General features: G+C 40.3%; 10 protein-coding genes, 1 tRNA gene and 3 pseudogenes. 9 read left to right on the top strand and 5 right to left on the bottom strand.

The window, feature by feature from the left end:
- Positions 1-32: 32 nt before the first annotated feature.
- Entirely contained in the window at positions 33-4043 is a 4011-nt protein-coding gene (locus QHG57_RS08270; RefSeq protein ID WP_330168895.1) for an autotransporter outer membrane beta-barrel domain-containing protein, read from the bottom strand.
- A gap of 366 nt (positions 4044-4409) precedes the next feature.
- Here QHG57_RS08270 and QHG57_RS08265 point away from each other — a divergent pair.
- The 5 genes and pseudogenes from QHG57_RS08265 to QHG57_RS08245 form a co-directional block, all read left to right on the top strand.
- Positions 4410-4622 (top strand): annotated as a pseudogene (locus QHG57_RS08265) (hypothetical protein); the annotation flags it as partial.
- Between the two features lie 131 nt (positions 4623-4753).
- Positions 4754-7090 carry a phage tail tape measure protein gene (locus tag QHG57_RS08260; RefSeq protein ID WP_330169078.1) on the top strand — a complete coding sequence of 779 codons (2337 nt, stop codon included), beginning with the start codon at positions 4754-4756 and terminating at the stop codon, positions 7088-7090.
- Positions 7091-7103: 13 nt separating this feature from the next.
- Positions 7104-7595, top strand: coding sequence for a phage tail protein (locus tag QHG57_RS08255; RefSeq protein ID WP_330167516.1), 492 nt, complete (start codon positions 7104-7106; stop codon positions 7593-7595).
- On the top strand, positions 7592-7846 hold the full coding sequence (locus tag QHG57_RS08250) for a tail protein X (protein ID WP_330168947.1): 255 nt from the start codon (positions 7592-7594) through the stop codon (positions 7844-7846). Before QHG57_RS08255 ends, QHG57_RS08250 begins: the two co-directional genes overlap by 4 nt.
- Positions 7846-8848 (top strand): annotated as a pseudogene (locus QHG57_RS08245) (phage late control D family protein). Before QHG57_RS08250 ends, QHG57_RS08245 begins: the two are co-directional and overlap by 1 nt.
- Positions 8849-9414: 566 nt before the next feature.
- Here QHG57_RS08245 and QHG57_RS08240 read toward each other — a convergent pair.
- Positions 9415-9491, bottom strand: a tRNA-Met gene (locus QHG57_RS08240).
- Between the two features lie 163 nt (positions 9492-9654).
- Here QHG57_RS08240 and QHG57_RS08235 point away from each other — a divergent pair.
- On the top strand, positions 9655-10611 hold the full coding sequence (locus tag QHG57_RS08235; RefSeq protein ID WP_330169077.1) for a Gfo/Idh/MocA family protein: 957 nt from the start codon (positions 9655-9657) through the stop codon (positions 10609-10611).
- A 49-nt stretch (positions 10612-10660) separates the two neighbouring features.
- Positions 10661-11779 carry a DegT/DnrJ/EryC1/StrS family aminotransferase gene (locus QHG57_RS08230; RefSeq protein WP_330169076.1) on the top strand — a complete coding sequence of 373 codons (1119 nt, stop codon included), beginning with the start codon at positions 10661-10663 and terminating at the stop codon, positions 11777-11779.
- 327 nt (positions 11780-12106) lie between these two features.
- On the opposite strand, the pseudogene QHG57_RS08225 reads toward QHG57_RS08230, so the two are convergent.
- Positions 12107-12749: pseudogene (locus QHG57_RS08225) on the bottom strand (hypothetical protein).
- 27 nt (positions 12750-12776) lie between these two features.
- A complete protein-coding gene (locus QHG57_RS08220; RefSeq protein ID WP_330167893.1) occupies positions 12777-13373 on the bottom strand; it encodes a DUF1134 domain-containing protein in 597 nt (198 codons plus the stop codon).
- 209 nt (positions 13374-13582) lie between these two features.
- Between QHG57_RS08220 and chpT the strand changes: the two genes are divergently transcribed.
- Positions 13583-14224 carry a histidine phosphotransferase ChpT gene (gene chpT / locus QHG57_RS08215; RefSeq protein ID WP_330167892.1) on the top strand — a complete coding sequence of 214 codons (642 nt, stop codon included), beginning with the start codon at positions 13583-13585 and terminating at the stop codon, positions 14222-14224.
- Between the two features lie 219 nt (positions 14225-14443).
- Here chpT and ctrA read toward each other — a convergent pair whose 3' ends face one another.
- A complete protein-coding gene (gene ctrA / locus QHG57_RS08210; RefSeq protein WP_015856677.1) occupies positions 14444-15145 on the bottom strand; it encodes a response regulator transcription factor CtrA in 702 nt (233 codons plus the stop codon).
- Positions 15146-15702: 557 nt separating this feature from the next.
- Between ctrA and QHG57_RS08205 the strand changes: the two genes are divergently transcribed.
- On the top strand, positions 15703-16089 hold the full coding sequence (locus tag QHG57_RS08205) for a flagellar export protein FliJ (protein ID WP_330167891.1): 387 nt from the start codon (positions 15703-15705) through the stop codon (positions 16087-16089).
- The last annotated feature ends 83 nt before the right edge of the window (positions 16090-16172 follow it).

Raw genomic sequence — 16172 nt, 5'->3', positions numbered from 1 at the left:
TAGAATGAATAGGCTATTTTTACAGCCTTTATTTAAAACTGATAGCGTATGCCGCCTGAAAAGCTTGCACCACTTATACCCGTTTTCTGAAGCTTTTGTTGATAGCTTACATCACCATGAAGGGAGAAATTGTGAGACAGTTGCGCATTGATGCCAACGCCGCCTTCAATTGCAGGTCCCATAGGTTCAAGGTCAAAGTCTCTGCCAATATGAATGGTGCCATCATCACCAAAGGTTTTGATCAAGTTTACTTTTCCATAGAAAGACATAGAACGGCTGTTTTCAGTGGAAATGGTTTTGGTCAAACGCCCACCAACACGGATTAACCATTGAGAAGGATTTTTCATATCAACAGTAAAGTTATCAGCATCTTCAATGGTGTTAAACATCAAATGTTGATAGGCAATTTGTGCTTGTGGCTCAAATGTTAAACCTTCCATTCCGGTTGCAAATTCTTTGCCAACAGTGGTGGAGACACTCAACATTTTGGCATCATTCAACTTTGCGGTCTTTCCTCTGATGGCATTGGTGATATGCCCCTTTAGGATACCATAGGATAAGAGTGTATCAACGTAGAACCCACTGCTATGCTGTATGCTACCGTAGGCTGTAATGGCCCATTTATCCAGTGTGCTCTTGCCAGCATCTGCGATATTTTTCGGGGTGAAAGACAGTTGTCCATAGGTGCCTACAAGACCGAAATGTGTCGTGGTATTTTGCCCTTCAATTGCTGCCAATGTAACACCAGCTTGTAGAGCCGCATAACGGATATCAGCGCCGTAACCGTATTTGAGAGGACCACGCTTGGAAGATAAGGTTCCTGTGTTTCCGTAAGTGTATAGGAAGAAACCAGTTTGTTTTTCCTCTTCTTTTCCTAAGACAGATGTTCTCATAGTGGCTAAAAGTGCATTTTGTTTAGCTATATCAGTTAATCCAGTATAGAAGAGAGCATTTGGCATGACCAAATAGCTTGCTGTTTGTGGTACAGGGGCAATGGCAGGGATATTTGTTTCTGGATCAGGAGTTGAACCAGAATTCGAGCCAAGAAGTTCGGGTTGCAAACGGAAATCCCAGAAGTTTTCGTTCTTTTCATCAAACAGGTTTTGCGCAATATCAGCTTTGCCTTGGCTTGAGTCTGGTCCATAGGCACGGAGTGTATACATATCCGGTAAGCCGCCTCTTGTGGTATAGCCATTTACAAGTTTGAAAGAGCTTTCTTCTGCTTTTCCAGAAACTTGAATGAGTGAAAGACCACGGACATTGGCAGCTGCAGAGGTATTTGCTTCGATATTGTTCCCTTCTAAGCGCCCCGTAACATAAACTGATGTTGTTCCAGAGACATCCCCATTGATCAAAAGTCTATCGGTTTTTTGGTCATTTATTGCAGCACCATCACTCCATTGTGCGTTGAAGTAAATCTTCGCATCACCCGTTGCATTGTAGACTGATTTTGTGTCTGGTTTACCAGAACCTATATGCAATGTTTGGTAGTGCTGTTCTGTTGGTTTATCAAAAACAATGGAGCTGTTATTAAGACTAAGCACAGAAACATCAGAACGAGATCTTTTAGCAATATCAAGGAGATTGCTATTATCATCTTTTTCGTTTTTGCTGATTTTCAACGTCCATGTTGTGTCGTTTTTCAGATCAAAGTGTACATTTCTGTCTTTAGCAATATTCGCTCTGCCCTCTAGAATAGACTGATCAGCATTTAATGTAAAAGTGCCGTTGGAGATCGCCTTAACATCTTTACCATCCCACAAATCTTTATCTTTCCATGACGTTTTGTCCCAAAAAATACCATCTCCTAACAACACGTCAGCATGGATTTCTGATTTTTTAAGATTGACTGTGCCAATTGATGGAGCAGCAGCATCTTCGATGCTCTTTTCAGCAAAAGCTCCAACGAGAATTCCAGTACCATTTTCAGCATGAAGCTCTGCACTGGTTAGATTGATTTCATTGCCATGATATTTTTGTGAATTATGCCAGCTATTTGGATCCTTATCAGAGAAAGTTGCGAATTGTAAACCGGCAACTTCTGCTGCTGCAGAGACATCCGTTAGATCAATATGGCCGCCATTTATTACAACCATTGCAACTTTTTTTGCTTCTATTTCATTTTTCTTCCCATTCTGAAGAGCATCGGATTGGGTATCTAGACTTTTAGAATTAGCATCAATAGCGCCATTAACCATCTTAATTGTGCTACCCTCAACAGCAAAAAGACCAATACCAACATTTTGAATGGTTGTTTTGCCATTTAATTCAACTATACTATCAGCCTCCCAAGTGTTTACACCAATGGTTTCTTTTTCGGATTCACCACCGATTATTGTTAAATCTCCGCTAATGATTTTACTCCCACCATCTGCATAAAGACCTTCATCAAAATTTTGAATGGTTGTTTTGCCCGTTAACGTAATTTCACTACCAGAGTCCTCTGTCCATACACCAGAGCGGATTTTGTCGGGGTCTTGATCACTTGTTTCACCACCGACTACGGTTAAATTTTCACTGGTAATTTTACCACCACCAACTGCTCCAAGACCGTTCCAAGTATTGTTAATCGTTGTATTGCCATGCAATTCAATTCTGCTATCAGGACCAATTGCAAATGCACCGGTTCCTTTGCCATCTGTTGTTAGATCAATATTCGTGGCGTCAATCTGTCCACCTTTTTCTGCAAATAATGCAGTTTGTGTATTCCCTATTGTTGTTACTTTTCCTCCTGCCATTGTGATCTTAGATCCTGAACCCTCAGCACGGAGTGCATTACCATTAGATGATGCGACTGTAACATTGTTGTTTAAAGTAATGATGCTACCTTCTTTAGCATATACTCCATCATTTTTCCCATCGAATGATCCTCCAGAGACTGTTATTGTGGAGTGATCATTCGCAAATATACCCGTATTTGCATTCGTGACGGTTACATTGTTTAAATTCACATTGCTTTTTTCGGCATTTATTCCTTTATCCATCAAGGGATTATTTTTACCGCTCGATATCTTTACATTTTCCAGCGTGTTTTTGTTTTCATCACTTCCGCTAGCTTTGAAAAGAGCACCTATTTGAGAAGCAGCAATAGAACCACCGGTCATCCTGGCTATAGCTCCATTTTGTACATCAAGGCCGTTTGTAACTTTTTCAATGGTTGTTTTGCCTTTTAATGTAATGACGCTGTTAGCGCCATCGGCTTTTGCGCCAGTTCCTTTGCCATCTGTTGTTGTTAAAGCAACATCCGTGACATCGATCTGTCCACCTTTTTCTGCAAATAATGCATTTTGTTTTCCACTGACAGTTCCTCCCGTCTTTGTGATGTTGGCTCCTGAACCTTCTGCATGAAGTCCATCGCTATCAGATGATGCGACTGTAACATTGTTGTTTAAAGTAATGATGCTACCTTCTTTAGCATATACTCCATCATTTTTCCCATCGAATGATCCTCCAGAGACTGTTATTGTGGAGTGATCATTCGCAAATATACCCGTATTTGCATTCGTGACGGTTACATTGTTTAAATTCACATTGCTTTTTTCGGCATTTATTCCTAAGGATAGTGGATTATTATCGTTATCACTCGATATTACCACATCTTCCAGCTTGTTTTTTTTACTTTTACTGTCAGAGAAGGAAGCACCAATGCCAGATAAGGAGGCACCAATTCCAGAAGCTGTAATCGTTCCCTTAGTCATTTTAAGTGTAGCACCATCCTTCGCCTCAAGGCCTAAGAAAATGCCAGAACCAATGCCTTTAATGGTTGTGCCATCCAGTAACTCAATTGCACTGTTAGCACCTTCTGCTGTTACAGCATAGACGTTGTTTATGCTTTGGTTTATATCTTTATTCGTAACAATGGTTAAATGTTTTCCAATGATTTTTCCGCCATCTTTTGCATGAATAGTTTCATAAGTTTTATCGGATACTGATACGGTTTTTCCCTCAGAAACTTCGAGGGTTTCAGCATGTGCACTGGACTGGATGTTGAACAGGATAACAGTGGCTGCAGCCGTGCATGATAAAAGGAATGTTTTATACACTAGTATTCTCCTTATGAGAGCCCCCAAATATTCATTTCCCCGAAAACTTCATAAAAAGAAGTGAAAATGGATAGTTGTTATTAATTTTGATAATTGTCTTTGTTTGGTAAGATATTTTTGGTTTTTTGTCAAAATAAAAAATAACTGATATTAAAATTTTATGAATTTATATTTAACACACAATGTGCTTATAATTATTTATATTATATAAATTTAAATAATTATAATACTCACATAATTTATATTATTTTTATAAAGTAATGATAATGTTTTGTGTGATATTTATTCAGTTTTATATTTATCAAAGTAAGTAATAACAGTAATACTCAACACTGTTTCTAGCACTTTTTATTATTTCTACCTTTCAGCAATGATATTCTCATTGCCAAGCTTTGTGAGGCTTTATTGACTCATGAAGCCATGGAAGGAATCGCCGCGCTTCTGGCAGAGATGTCCCATGAAACGGTTGAACTGATTAATCGTCTTGATGTTGTTGACATTATGGCTGTGTTTAAGGTTTTTTTTGCTTTTTTTCCCAAACACCAATCCCTTATGCCGGACAATTTGGAGCAGAACTAGCGCTTTATTACCACTGGTCGGCTCTAGAGATCAATCAGATGGATTGGCTGGAAGTGATTGCCTATCGCGAAGAATTAGTGCGCTTGAAAGCCCAAGAATATGAAAGCCAAATGTTAGGATAAGATGCGATCATGGATGTTTCCCTTGTTGTCCGTTTTGTGAATCATCTGCAAGAGGGGATCGCCTCTGCCAAGCGAGACTTAAGAGCCTTTAGCCTCGATATTGCGCATTTCCAAAACAAGACAAGGCAGCACTTTAAAAATTGGTTTGACCCTGAGCACTTGAAAGAATCCACAGAAAAAGCGCAAAATGCTTTTATCCAAGCGCGTGGACGCATGGTGGGTGCCATTGCGCAAACAGCAACCTTAATAGCGCCGCTTTATAAAGCCATGCAATTTGATCAATCAATGAAAGGCTTGGAAAAGGTTCTCGATGCCCCCCTTGATCGTTTAAAGGAATTGCGCCGCTTTGCTTTGGAAACCTCCACCAAGATTCCGCTAGCGGCGCGTGAAGTCTTGGAATTGATGACTAGTGCCAGCCAAGCAGGGATTGGTGAACAAGATCTCGAGGCTTTTAGTGTTTATGCTGCCAAAGCAGCTGTCGCCTTTGATATGACGGGGGACCAGATTGGGGAGCGTTTTGCCAAATTGCGCAATGTCTTTAAGCTTAATCAGGCAGGGATTGAAGATTTAGGTGATGCCATCAATCATCTCTCTAACCACATGGCGGCAAAAGCCAGTGAAGTTTCTGACTTTACCAATCGCGCCACCGGTGCTGCCACCATGTTTAAACTGACAGCCCGTGAAACGGCAGCTTTTGGTACGGCGATGATTTCCGCTGGGATTGTTCCTGAGAGTGCCGCGCGTGGTTTTAATGCGATGAGTGCGCGCATACAGGCAGGGGGTAAACATATTGAAGAGGCTTTTACCAATATTGGTCTCTCTCGCCAAAAATTTATGGAAGATTTGGATAAAGATGCCACCGGCACCTTGGTGCGCTTTTTTAATGTGTTGGGTAAATCCGAACAGGGGATGCGTTCGCTGATTGCCATTGCTGGACGAGATTTTACCGGTGATTTTGCCAAATTGGTGGGTAACCCCGAACTGTTAGGGCAAGCTTTAGATTATGTTGAAGACCCACAAGTCTTTAAAGGCTCCGTGGAGCAAGAGGCAGACAAACAAGCAACCGGCGCCATGCGGCAGTTTGAACTTTTGCAAAACCGTATCGTGGCTTTGGGCATTACCATTGGTGAAGTGCTTCTGCCTCCTGTCAACAGTTTAATGGAAACTGTTGGCAATTTTACCAATGTTCTTATGGCATGGGCAAATGAACACCCTGTTTTAACCGGTGTGATCATCAAAACCATTGCCGCCCTGATGGCTTTTAACATCGCTTTGCGGGTTGTACGTTTTACTTTTGCCGGAACCCGCCTTGGGATCCTGCAATTGATTGCCTCTTTTATCAAGCTTGGGTCTCTTAGCCGCATGCTGAAGGCAAGTTGGCGAGGGCTATTGGCTTCAGGACGCTCTCTGGGCTTGCTTACCGCGGGTCTTGGGGCAAGTTCACTTCGACTCTTACGCCCCATGACCTTGTTGGTGGGCGCTTTGCGGGGGATTGCTGTCTCAGGGACGGTATTTGCTAGCACCTTTGGTTGGGTAGGAACAGTGATCGAAGTGGTTGGAGCTGCTATTGCCTCTGTTGCGGGGGCTATTTTTACCCCAATAGGAGCTGCGGTTGCTGCTGTTGTGGCGGTGATCATGGCTGCTGGTTTTGTTTTGTGGAAATATTGGGACCGCTTTTCTTCTTTTATGAAGGGCTTTGCACGGGGGATAGCACATGCTTTTGGTCGTGCTTTTGAGGCTGTCATGCGCTTTTTTGGTGCTGATACCACCACCATCACCAAATGGAAAAATATCATTGCTGCTGCTTTTGATTTCTCTCAAACTTGGCAAAAGTTTAAACAAGGGCTTGGCGCTGTTGTTCAAAGCTTTGAAGGTTTGTGGGAGGGCGTTAAGCAAAGCCTTTCCAACTTTTGGGGCTGGTTGGGAAGCTTTTTTGTCCGGGAAAAGCTCTCGGAGGGTGCCAAGGCAAGTATGGAACAAGCAGGGGAAGATTTAGCGAGTTGGATTGTCGATGGTTTTATGGGCACCATCTCACAATTGACAGATTTTTGTAAATCTTTGCCAAGCCGCATTAAGGGGTGGTTTGGGTCCATTAATTTAAGAGAGTTTTTGCCAAGTTTTTTAGGAGGCACAACAGCCATTCAACCGATTGCACAATTTGCGGGGGCGGGGCATGCAAGTTCCCCTTTCACAGAAGCAAAAGGCAAAGAGCGCTCCCCCACCACGCACAATCAAAATGTCACAGTGCATGTCAATGGCGCCCGTGATCCTGTTGCCACTGGTCAAACGGTTGCCCACGCCATTCAACGGGCACGCGCTAATGCCCTGCATGGGGGAACAGAATGAGGGGAGGGAGCCTATGAGAGATCCTTTGATGATGTTAGGTCCGCATCAATTTTATGTGGATTGGCTGAATTTCCAATCCTTTGAAGAAGAGTTTTCTGCCTCATGGGTTTGTATGGAGCGTTTTGGCAGGTCTCCCAGTTTGCAATTTACCGGCTATGGCAATGATCCCAAAACCATTCATGGCGTTTGGTTTCCAGAAGAATTTGGTGATCGGGTAGCCATTGATGCCATCACCACAACGATCAAAAGAGCAAAGCCGGTCCAGATGCTTCGTTGGATCAATGATACCACCTATAGTGTCCTTCTCCATGGACCCGTGGTGATCACCACGATCAATAAAGACCACGACTATATCAGTCGCTCTGGTCACTCACAGCGCATCCGCTATTCCATTACGCTCTTGCCCTTTTTTAATGGCGGAAAACCGCAAGGACAAACCCAAGTGGGACAATACCAAGAGGGACAAACCCAAGAGGGACAAACCCAAGAGGGGCAAATTCCATGAAGATACCAGCAAAGCGTGTTGTTGTAGAGCTAGAGGACATGAGTCTCGATCTCATCTGCTTTCACCATGCCATGGCTGTGTTAGGGGACCGGAGGCAAGCAGGTTTACTCAAAGGCTATTTAGAAGCCACCTTGGAAGCCAATCCAGAGATTGCCAAATATGGTATGCTTTTACCGCGAGGCTTAAAAGTCTTTTTACCTGAATTTGTGTTGTCTAATCCCCAAAGCACGGTGACACGGCTATGGGATTAATGCGTACACACCCTTTTATTGTGGTCAAGGTGGGAGACAAACCTGTTCACGCGGTTTTTTACCAGCGTCTTTTAACCGCAACTATCACTGACCATGCCGGGAATGAAGCCGATACATTTGAAGCAGAATTTGATGATAGTGGCAATGATTTAGAGGTTCCCTCAAGCAACAGTGCGCTCCAGGTGATCTTTGGCTATGAGAACAGCATCAGTGCTTTTATGGGGTGTTTTGTTATCGAATCGGTTGTAAGCTCAGGGGGCAGTGATGGAGAGATCTTGCGTCTTTGCGGCAAAAGTGCCTCGATGCGTAAAGAACTCAAAGAACAGGTGAGTGAACATTTTGACCATAAAACCATTGGCGAGATTGTCGAGACACTCGCCAAACGCCACGGCTATCAAGCAAAGGTCAGTCCCCAGTTCACCAAACAAACTTTGCCTTATGTGGTGCGTACAGATCAATCGGCTGTTGATTTTTTAACCCGCCTTGCTGACCGCATGCGGGCACGTTTTTTAATCAAGGACAATAAGTTTTTGTTTTTAAGCGGAGATAATTTACCCGTATTCAAACTTCATAAATACGACTGTTCCAACTGGGAATTCACCCTCGAGCCACGCACGCAATATGGCACCATTGAAGCTGCTTATTTTGATCGCTCAAAAGGGCAGCAATGCCAAGTCAAGCATCAGACAGGGTTTAGCGGTCCCGTGCGGCGTTTACGGACTTGTTACACCTGTAAGGAAGAAGCACAAGCTGCTGCTGCATCAGAATCAGACCGACTTTGCCGTGCTGTGGGCAGTGGTTCTTTGACCCTTGCGGGGCGACCAGAAATCATGGCGGATCAACCGCTTCTCTTGCAAGGGTTTCGAGGCGAAATCAATGGTCTATGGAAAGCCGCTACCGTCACCCACCGCTATGAAAAACAAAGCGGGTTACACCACAGAAATTACCTTAGAGGCACCAAACAAGGGAAAAGAGGCAGGAGAAAAGGAAACCTCTGAGTGACAGAAAATCAAAGGGTAAAGTTTACCCTTTGATCGGTCGTGATGAGGAATAGGTGCAACTTGCACCAATTGCTAAAACGAGAAATAGGATCAAGTTGATCCTATTGCATGAGTACAGCAATAGGGTAATGTTTACCCAATTCCTAAAAGGAGCAATGGTGCAAACATTGCACAATTGCAGACTGAAGAGCAATTTGGTCAAGTTGACCGAATTCCTTAAACGCTTCTCTTTTTAATAAAGTCCTGAATAATGTGCTTAGGATACAGAAAAATCATCAGTCAATTTATGCTAAAAGAAGTCATACCATTTTATGCATACTGCTTCTCAAATAATACGATTCCAACTCAATGATTGATCATCTCAAATTGTGATTTTGAGCAGAAAAGAAAAAGAGGCTTTAAATGATCTTTGAAAGGTCTTTGAAGATCCTTTGAGAACCACTTTAAAACTCTTTGAGAAAAAATAAATTGGTACAAAACCTAGTGGCAAAATATACAAAACCCGCTGGACAAGCTACAGTGGCAAAATATACAAAACCCGCCGACAAGCTACAGACAAAAAAGCAATGGTAGCGGAGGAGGGATTTGAACCCCCGACACAAGGATTATGATTCCTCTGCTCTAACCTACTGAGCTACTCCGCCAAAATAAGCAATCATAATTGTAAATAATTACATCTTTTGCGGATATAAGGGGTAGAATAGTAAGATGTCAAGCATCGTTTTTAAGCTTTTCTCTTGTCATTCTATTTTATCCTCGATATGTAAAAGTGTAATTTTATATGATAAAGTAAGGTAAGGCATGAAAATGGTGCCACGTGTAGCGGTTTTAGGATGCGGTCATTGGGGTGAAAATCATATACGGACACTCCACTCTCTCGGGGCTTTAGCAGCAGTTTCTGATATTGATAATGATCGTGCTGCTCGTTTTGCAACGATGTATGGTGTAGAGTTTTTTACACCAGATGATCTTTTTACTCATCGAGATATTGATGCGCTGGTATTAGCACTGCCGCCACAATTGCATACTCAAAATGTGCTCAGTGCTGTTAAAAATGGTAAAGATGTTTTGGTGGAAAAACCAATAGCCTTGAATGTTTCTGATGCTAAACGCCAAGTTCAGGAGGCTGAGGCCTATGAGCGAGTTTTTATGGTGGGCCATATTTTACGTTTTCATCCGGCTTTTGAAAAAATGTGTGAATTGGTGAAAAACGGAGAAGTGGGAGATGTGCGATATATTTATTCTCATAGATTAGGTTTCGGAAAATTTCACACACACAGTGATGCTTTATGGGATCTTGCACCTCATGATCTCTCAATGATTTTGGCGTTGACAGGATGTGAACCTTCCGAAATTCGCGGTGAGGGGGCTGCTGTCGTTGATCAGATTTCTGATTTTTCTCATATTCATATGGCTTTTCCAAATGGTGTGCGTAGTCATCTTTTTACTTCACGCTTGAGTTCTTATCGTGAGAGGCGTTTAACTGTTGTTGGAACAAAGGCTATGCTCGTTTTTGATGATATAGAACCGTGGAGCCGTAAATTGGCAGTGCACCATTTTGCCGTTTGGAAAGAAAATCAAGAGTGGGCTTTTAGCATGAATGAGCTGAATTACATTGATGTTTGTGAAGACTTGCCGCTTACTTGCGAATTACGGCACTTTCTTCATTGTATTGAAACGCGTCAATCACCTCGTACAAATGGTGATGATGCTATTGCGGTTTTACGGATTTTAACAGCTGCTGGTATCAATTATGATAGATAAAAGAGATAGGTAGCGCTTTTGCATTCTTGTGATGATCAATGGAGTTAATATGCAATTCATCGACCTTGGGGCGCAGCGTGCGCGTATTGAAGATAAAATTAATTCTGCAATTGCGCATGTGGTCGCTAGTGGTAAGTATATTTTGGGACCAAAAGTAACAGAATTTGAAGAGAAATTGGCAGAATATCTTGGCGTTAAACATGTGATTGCATGTGCTAATGGAACAGATGCTTTGAAGATGCCTCTTATGGCTAAAAATATTGGTCCAGGGGATGCTGTGTTTTGTCCTAGTTTTACATTTTCAGCAACGGCTGAAGTGGTTGCTTTGGTGGGGGCTGAGCCTGTTTTTGTTGATGTTTTACCTGATACATTCAATATTGATGTTGAAAAACTTTCTCATGCTATCGAAATGGTAAAAAAAGAGGGACGTTTAAAGCCAAAGGCTATTATTGCCGTTGATTTATTTGGGCTTTCTGCTGACTATGTGCAAATTGCTCAAGTGGCAGAAAAGGAAAATCTTTTTGTGATTGAAGATGCTGCTCAATCTATGGGTGGAAGAAGCGGTAATACTATGTGCGGTGCTTTTGGTGATGTGGCTGCTACAAGTTTTTATCCTGCAAAACCATTAGGATGTTATGGCGATGGAGGCGCTATGATGACCAATGATGATCATTGTGCAGAACTTTTACGCTCTATTTTGTTTCATGGTAAAGGTGAAACGCAATATGACAATGTACGTATTGGTATGAATTCGCGCCTAGATAGCATTCAGGCTGCAATTTTACTAGAAAAGTTTGCGATCTTTGAAGATGAAATGGAAAAGCGTGTAGAAATTGCTCAACGCTATTCCAATGGCTTAAAAGATATTGTTACAGTTCCAGAAATAGGAGAAAATATTCGTTCTGCTTATGCACAATATACGATTAAGGTAAAAGAACGTGATAAATTAAAAGATTTTTTACAAGAAAATTCTATCCCTACAATGATTTATTATAAAACTCCTTTACATCAACAGCCAGCTTATAAACACTTTCCTTATGTAAAAGATTCCCTTTCTGTTTCAGAGTCTTTAGGAGAGTGTGTTTTAAGTTTACCAATGCATCCTTACTTGACACAAACGGATCAGGATATGATTATCCAAAAAATAAAAGATTTTTATCACTCGTGAGAGCGTATTTTATCCTTAAATTATGGTCAAAGCTCTACTGCTGATCCATTTTAGAAGATATTTTTTGTTAGAGTATGTGTGTGACCAATGTTTTTGGTATTATTTGCCTTCTAGGACCTATGAAATGTTGTCCTTTAGGGCGGTGATATGATTAGAAAGTGAATCTGCTAGACAAGAAGATGTTTTTTAACAGAATGGTATGGGTTAAGAAACCTTGCCCTTTAGCTTAGCAAGAAAGTCACATTTAATAAAAAAGATTTGGGTTATGAAAGTTACAACGGACCTTCGTTGATTTTACTCTTCATTTAAAGTGTGTTAAAAGATAACTTATTTAACGGGCCTTTTGGAGAGAAAAGTTATTTTTTTGCGAATACGTGATGCTAGGTCATTTTTGCTTGTGGATTTTTGAATCAATGTGTTGATGGGTGATGTATTCCCCTCTTGTAGAGCTATTTGAGCTGCCAATGTTGCTGCAAGCTCCTTTGTTTCTTCACGGAGTTCTTCCAGCAATTGGTGGTCAGCAGTCGTGTCAAGTTCATAAGTTTGGATTTTTTGTAAGCGTTGCTGATAATATGCGATTTTTTCACGCATCATTTTTCTTTCCTTTGAAAGTATGTATTGTGGCGATACTTTGTTTGATTGCTATCGCTTCTTTGGTGAGAGTGTCTTGTGTGGGGAGGCATAGCCGATAAAATTGTTCTGTTACTTGGCTCAGTTGTATTTTTTGTTGGGCGTATTTTTTTTGCAAAAATTCGTACTTTTGTTGGTTGTTTGCTAATTCTACAGCATGTTGTGCACGAAGAAAATCGTGATTTGCTTCTATTTCCGCGAGTGATAATGGCATTTGCGCACAAACATCTTTATACGCAAAATGAACGGCTTTACGCCAAATAAAAGGAGACAAAAGTACCAGTAACCAAGAAGTGAAAGCGACTCCAAGAATAAAAAAAAGAAACGATTGAATAAGCATAATACTCCTTTTCAAATAAGAATACGTTTAAAACGGATTCCATGTCGGTCTAGGTGTTAATTTTAAATATCCTATATTGATACCAAGGCGTGCGCCGACTCCTGTACGTATTGGGATTAACAAGGTATTACGGTATTTGAGGACATGAAAACCAACACCTGCAATTAAATAGGCCGAACCTGAAATACCACCATAGCGTCTCCATAAATTATTTATGCTATTAAGATTGTAAACTAAGATCATTAAACGGGAGCCTTGGCCGCCAAAATCCCATCCTACTGAGGGACCTTGCCAAAAAACTTTATGTTGACCATAGCTTTTGGTAAAAACCCTTCCTTCGCCATAGGTTAATCCAGCAAAAAAGGCACCAGAAGCTTCTTCTCCTAAAATATAGGCATTGGGATAACCGTATTGTGAAAAAATATTTTGAATTGCAACTGCCAGACCACTGGCTGTTTTTCCAAAAAAAATATGACCAGAATCAATAATTTCTTGGAGTGAATAATGGGGTTCGTTTTGCTCTATTGGTTTTAGTTGAGCATGTGCAGTGTTTATGGTGATGAATAAAAGGAAGATTAAAGATATAATATTTTTGTACCAGGATTTGAGCAGAGAGAGAGTCATGGAGTTTTCTCCTTTTATTAGTGATAAACAAAAAGATAATATTAGAATTTTCATTCTATTCAAATAAAAAATAAAATATAAGGTTATTTAAATGAATTTATTTCTGATTTTTTAGTATGATTGTTAATGTTTCCTATTATGCATCAGATGTTAAGAGTTTTTCTTTAAAATAAAGTTTGTTTTTTTGAATCTAGGAGTTTTCAATCATTATGACGTTAAATATTTCTTTGAAGCCTATGGATCTTGCTGCTTTGCTTTGTAGTCGTATTTGCCATGATTTGATTTCACCTGTGGGGGCTATTCAAAATGCAATGGAGCTTTATGATGAAGGAGGAGCTGAAGAAGATGCTTTACAATTGGTGCGTTTATCCGTTGCGAGTGCTGCTGCACGTCTACAATTTGCGCGATTGGCTTTTGGTTTTGCTGGTGCAAGTGGAGGACAAATAGATACACGGTCTGCAGAGCAGGTTGCTCAACAATATATGAAAGAAGAAAAAGCAACTTTAAAATGGCAAGCTTCTTCTTTATTGTTACCAAAAGATGAAGTTAAACTTTTACTTAATTTATTATTGATTGCAAACGCAACAGTTTCTCGTGGTGGTGAAATTGTTGTTATGGTTTTGCAAGAAAAAAATAAACGTTCTTTTCGGTTTGAGGTTTTCGGTGAAATTCTCCGTATACCCCCTCATTTTCTTGCGTTATTTCGTGGAGAAGTTCAAGAAGAGCTTATTGATGCACATGTCATCCAATTTTATTATACAATGTTACTTGCTCAGATGACAGAGATGAAAATAAATATTGATGAAAGTGATCGTTGTATTATTTTAGAAAGTGTAAAAAGCTTTGAATAAGAGAGAAGCGCTTAAGCCGTGTTGGAAAAAGTGGCTTCGATTGAACTTATGAGCGATAGGCTTATACGTGTAAGTTTGGTGTGATTACTTCTTAAGTTTTAAGCGCTTTCTATATGAAATTTTTGGTGTGCGAGTTTTCTACTTTTAACAGAAAAAAGATCTCGGAGAAAAATCTCGGCCCGCTACACTCCGAGATTTTACAATGTGCGTGTTCACTGCTTAAGCGGTTTTTCGTACGTTCTCTTCAACTGGATCACGCAATACATAACCACGTCCCCAAACAGTATCAATGTAATTTACACTAGAAGAGACTGCTTCCAATTTTTTTCGCAATTTACAGATAAAAACATCGATAATCTTTAGTTCTGGTTCATCCATTCCACCATAGAGATGATTGAGAAACATTTCCTTGGTAAGGGTGGTGCCTTTGCGCAAAGAGAGAAGCTCTAGCATTTGGTACTCTTTACCGGTTAAATGAACGGGGCGCCCTGCAACTTCGACGGTTTTTGCGTCAAGGTTAACGGTGAGATCACCGGTAACAATAACCGATTGTGCATGTCCTTTAGAACGACGAACAACTGCGTGAATACGCGCAATGAGCTCATCCTTATGAAAAGGTTTCGTCATATAGTCGTCGGCTCCAAAACCAAAACCACGGACCTTATCTTCAATGGCATTCATGCCGGAAAGGATAAGGACAGGCGTTTTTATTTTTGCCAACCTTAAAGTCCGCAAAACATCGTATCCTGACATATCGGGCAAATTCAGATCAAGCAAAATGATATCATAATCATAAAGCTTTCCTAAATCGATACCTTCCTCACCCAGATCAGTGATATAAACATTAAAATTGGCTGACTTTAACATCAACTCAATGCTTTGAGTAACCGCTCTATCATCTTCAATTAATAATACGCGCATTTTAGATCCCTCACTTCGCTCCTTCACGAATCACAAAGGAGCCTTTCTATTTTATAAACAGTTGGTAAAACCACTTTTTATAAAAACAATTCATGAAAACAAACACTTATAACAAAATGTTTATGAATATTTCAGTAGTACGCGTAACAATCACTACTAAATTCCCTACTATCCATGATAGTGGTTAACAAAATATTTTTATTTTTGAAAGAGGCCACAAAATTATTTTAGAAAAATCGCATATTTTTTAACATAATAAAAAAGAAGGGCTTTTTCTATAAACTTTAACTTAAAAAATTTTGTAAAAGAGCATTATAAATTACTTTTTTACAATTTCAGTGTTTGTTTACTGAGCTTTAAACCTCTTTATTTTATAATGAGGGGAAAAGTAAAGAAATAGTTATTGCTCTTTAAAGCAAATTGTATTTTCAGATGCTTTAAGGAAAGGTAAAATTATTATAATTTTAAGTCAATAGACTGTTTTTTGTTAGATAGACATATAACTAAATTGGGTGTGAAGGCGAGTTTTGAGTTGGTGCAATCAAGGAGTAGTGAGTATGAAGCCACGGGAAAGTATGGTGCGATTGAGGATGTTTCAAGTGCGTGGAAAGCGCCGTGAAATTGCACAGCTTGAAATGATGATCGCAGAATTTGAACGAATGGTGTTAGAGTTGGAAGCACAGATTACTAATGAAGAACGTAAATCTGGAAACAATGATGTTCACCATTTTGCTTATTCTGCTTTTGCGCGTGCAGTGCGGCAAAGACGTGATAATCTGATCAATTCAATTCGTGATTTACAGTTTCAAAAAACAAACGCTGAAATTGCTCTCCATGAAGCTAATACAGAGCTGCAACATGCGCAGCTTTTGGAAGCGCGAGAAAAGAAGATTGCTGCGGATGATGAGGATATTTTGATTCAATCTAATTCAATGGCGGGCTGATAAAAGCAATTATTGAAAAATCCATTCTCTCAGATTTATTTTTTGGATATAGTATAAAACAGCCAAATTTTATCAAGCTTGGC

It is taken from the genome of Bartonella grahamii subsp. shimonis (assembly GCF_036327415.1).
GTDB lineage: Bacteria > Pseudomonadota > Alphaproteobacteria > Rhizobiales > Rhizobiaceae > Bartonella > Bartonella shimonis.
This window is presented reverse-complemented; position numbering and strand designations above follow the sequence as displayed.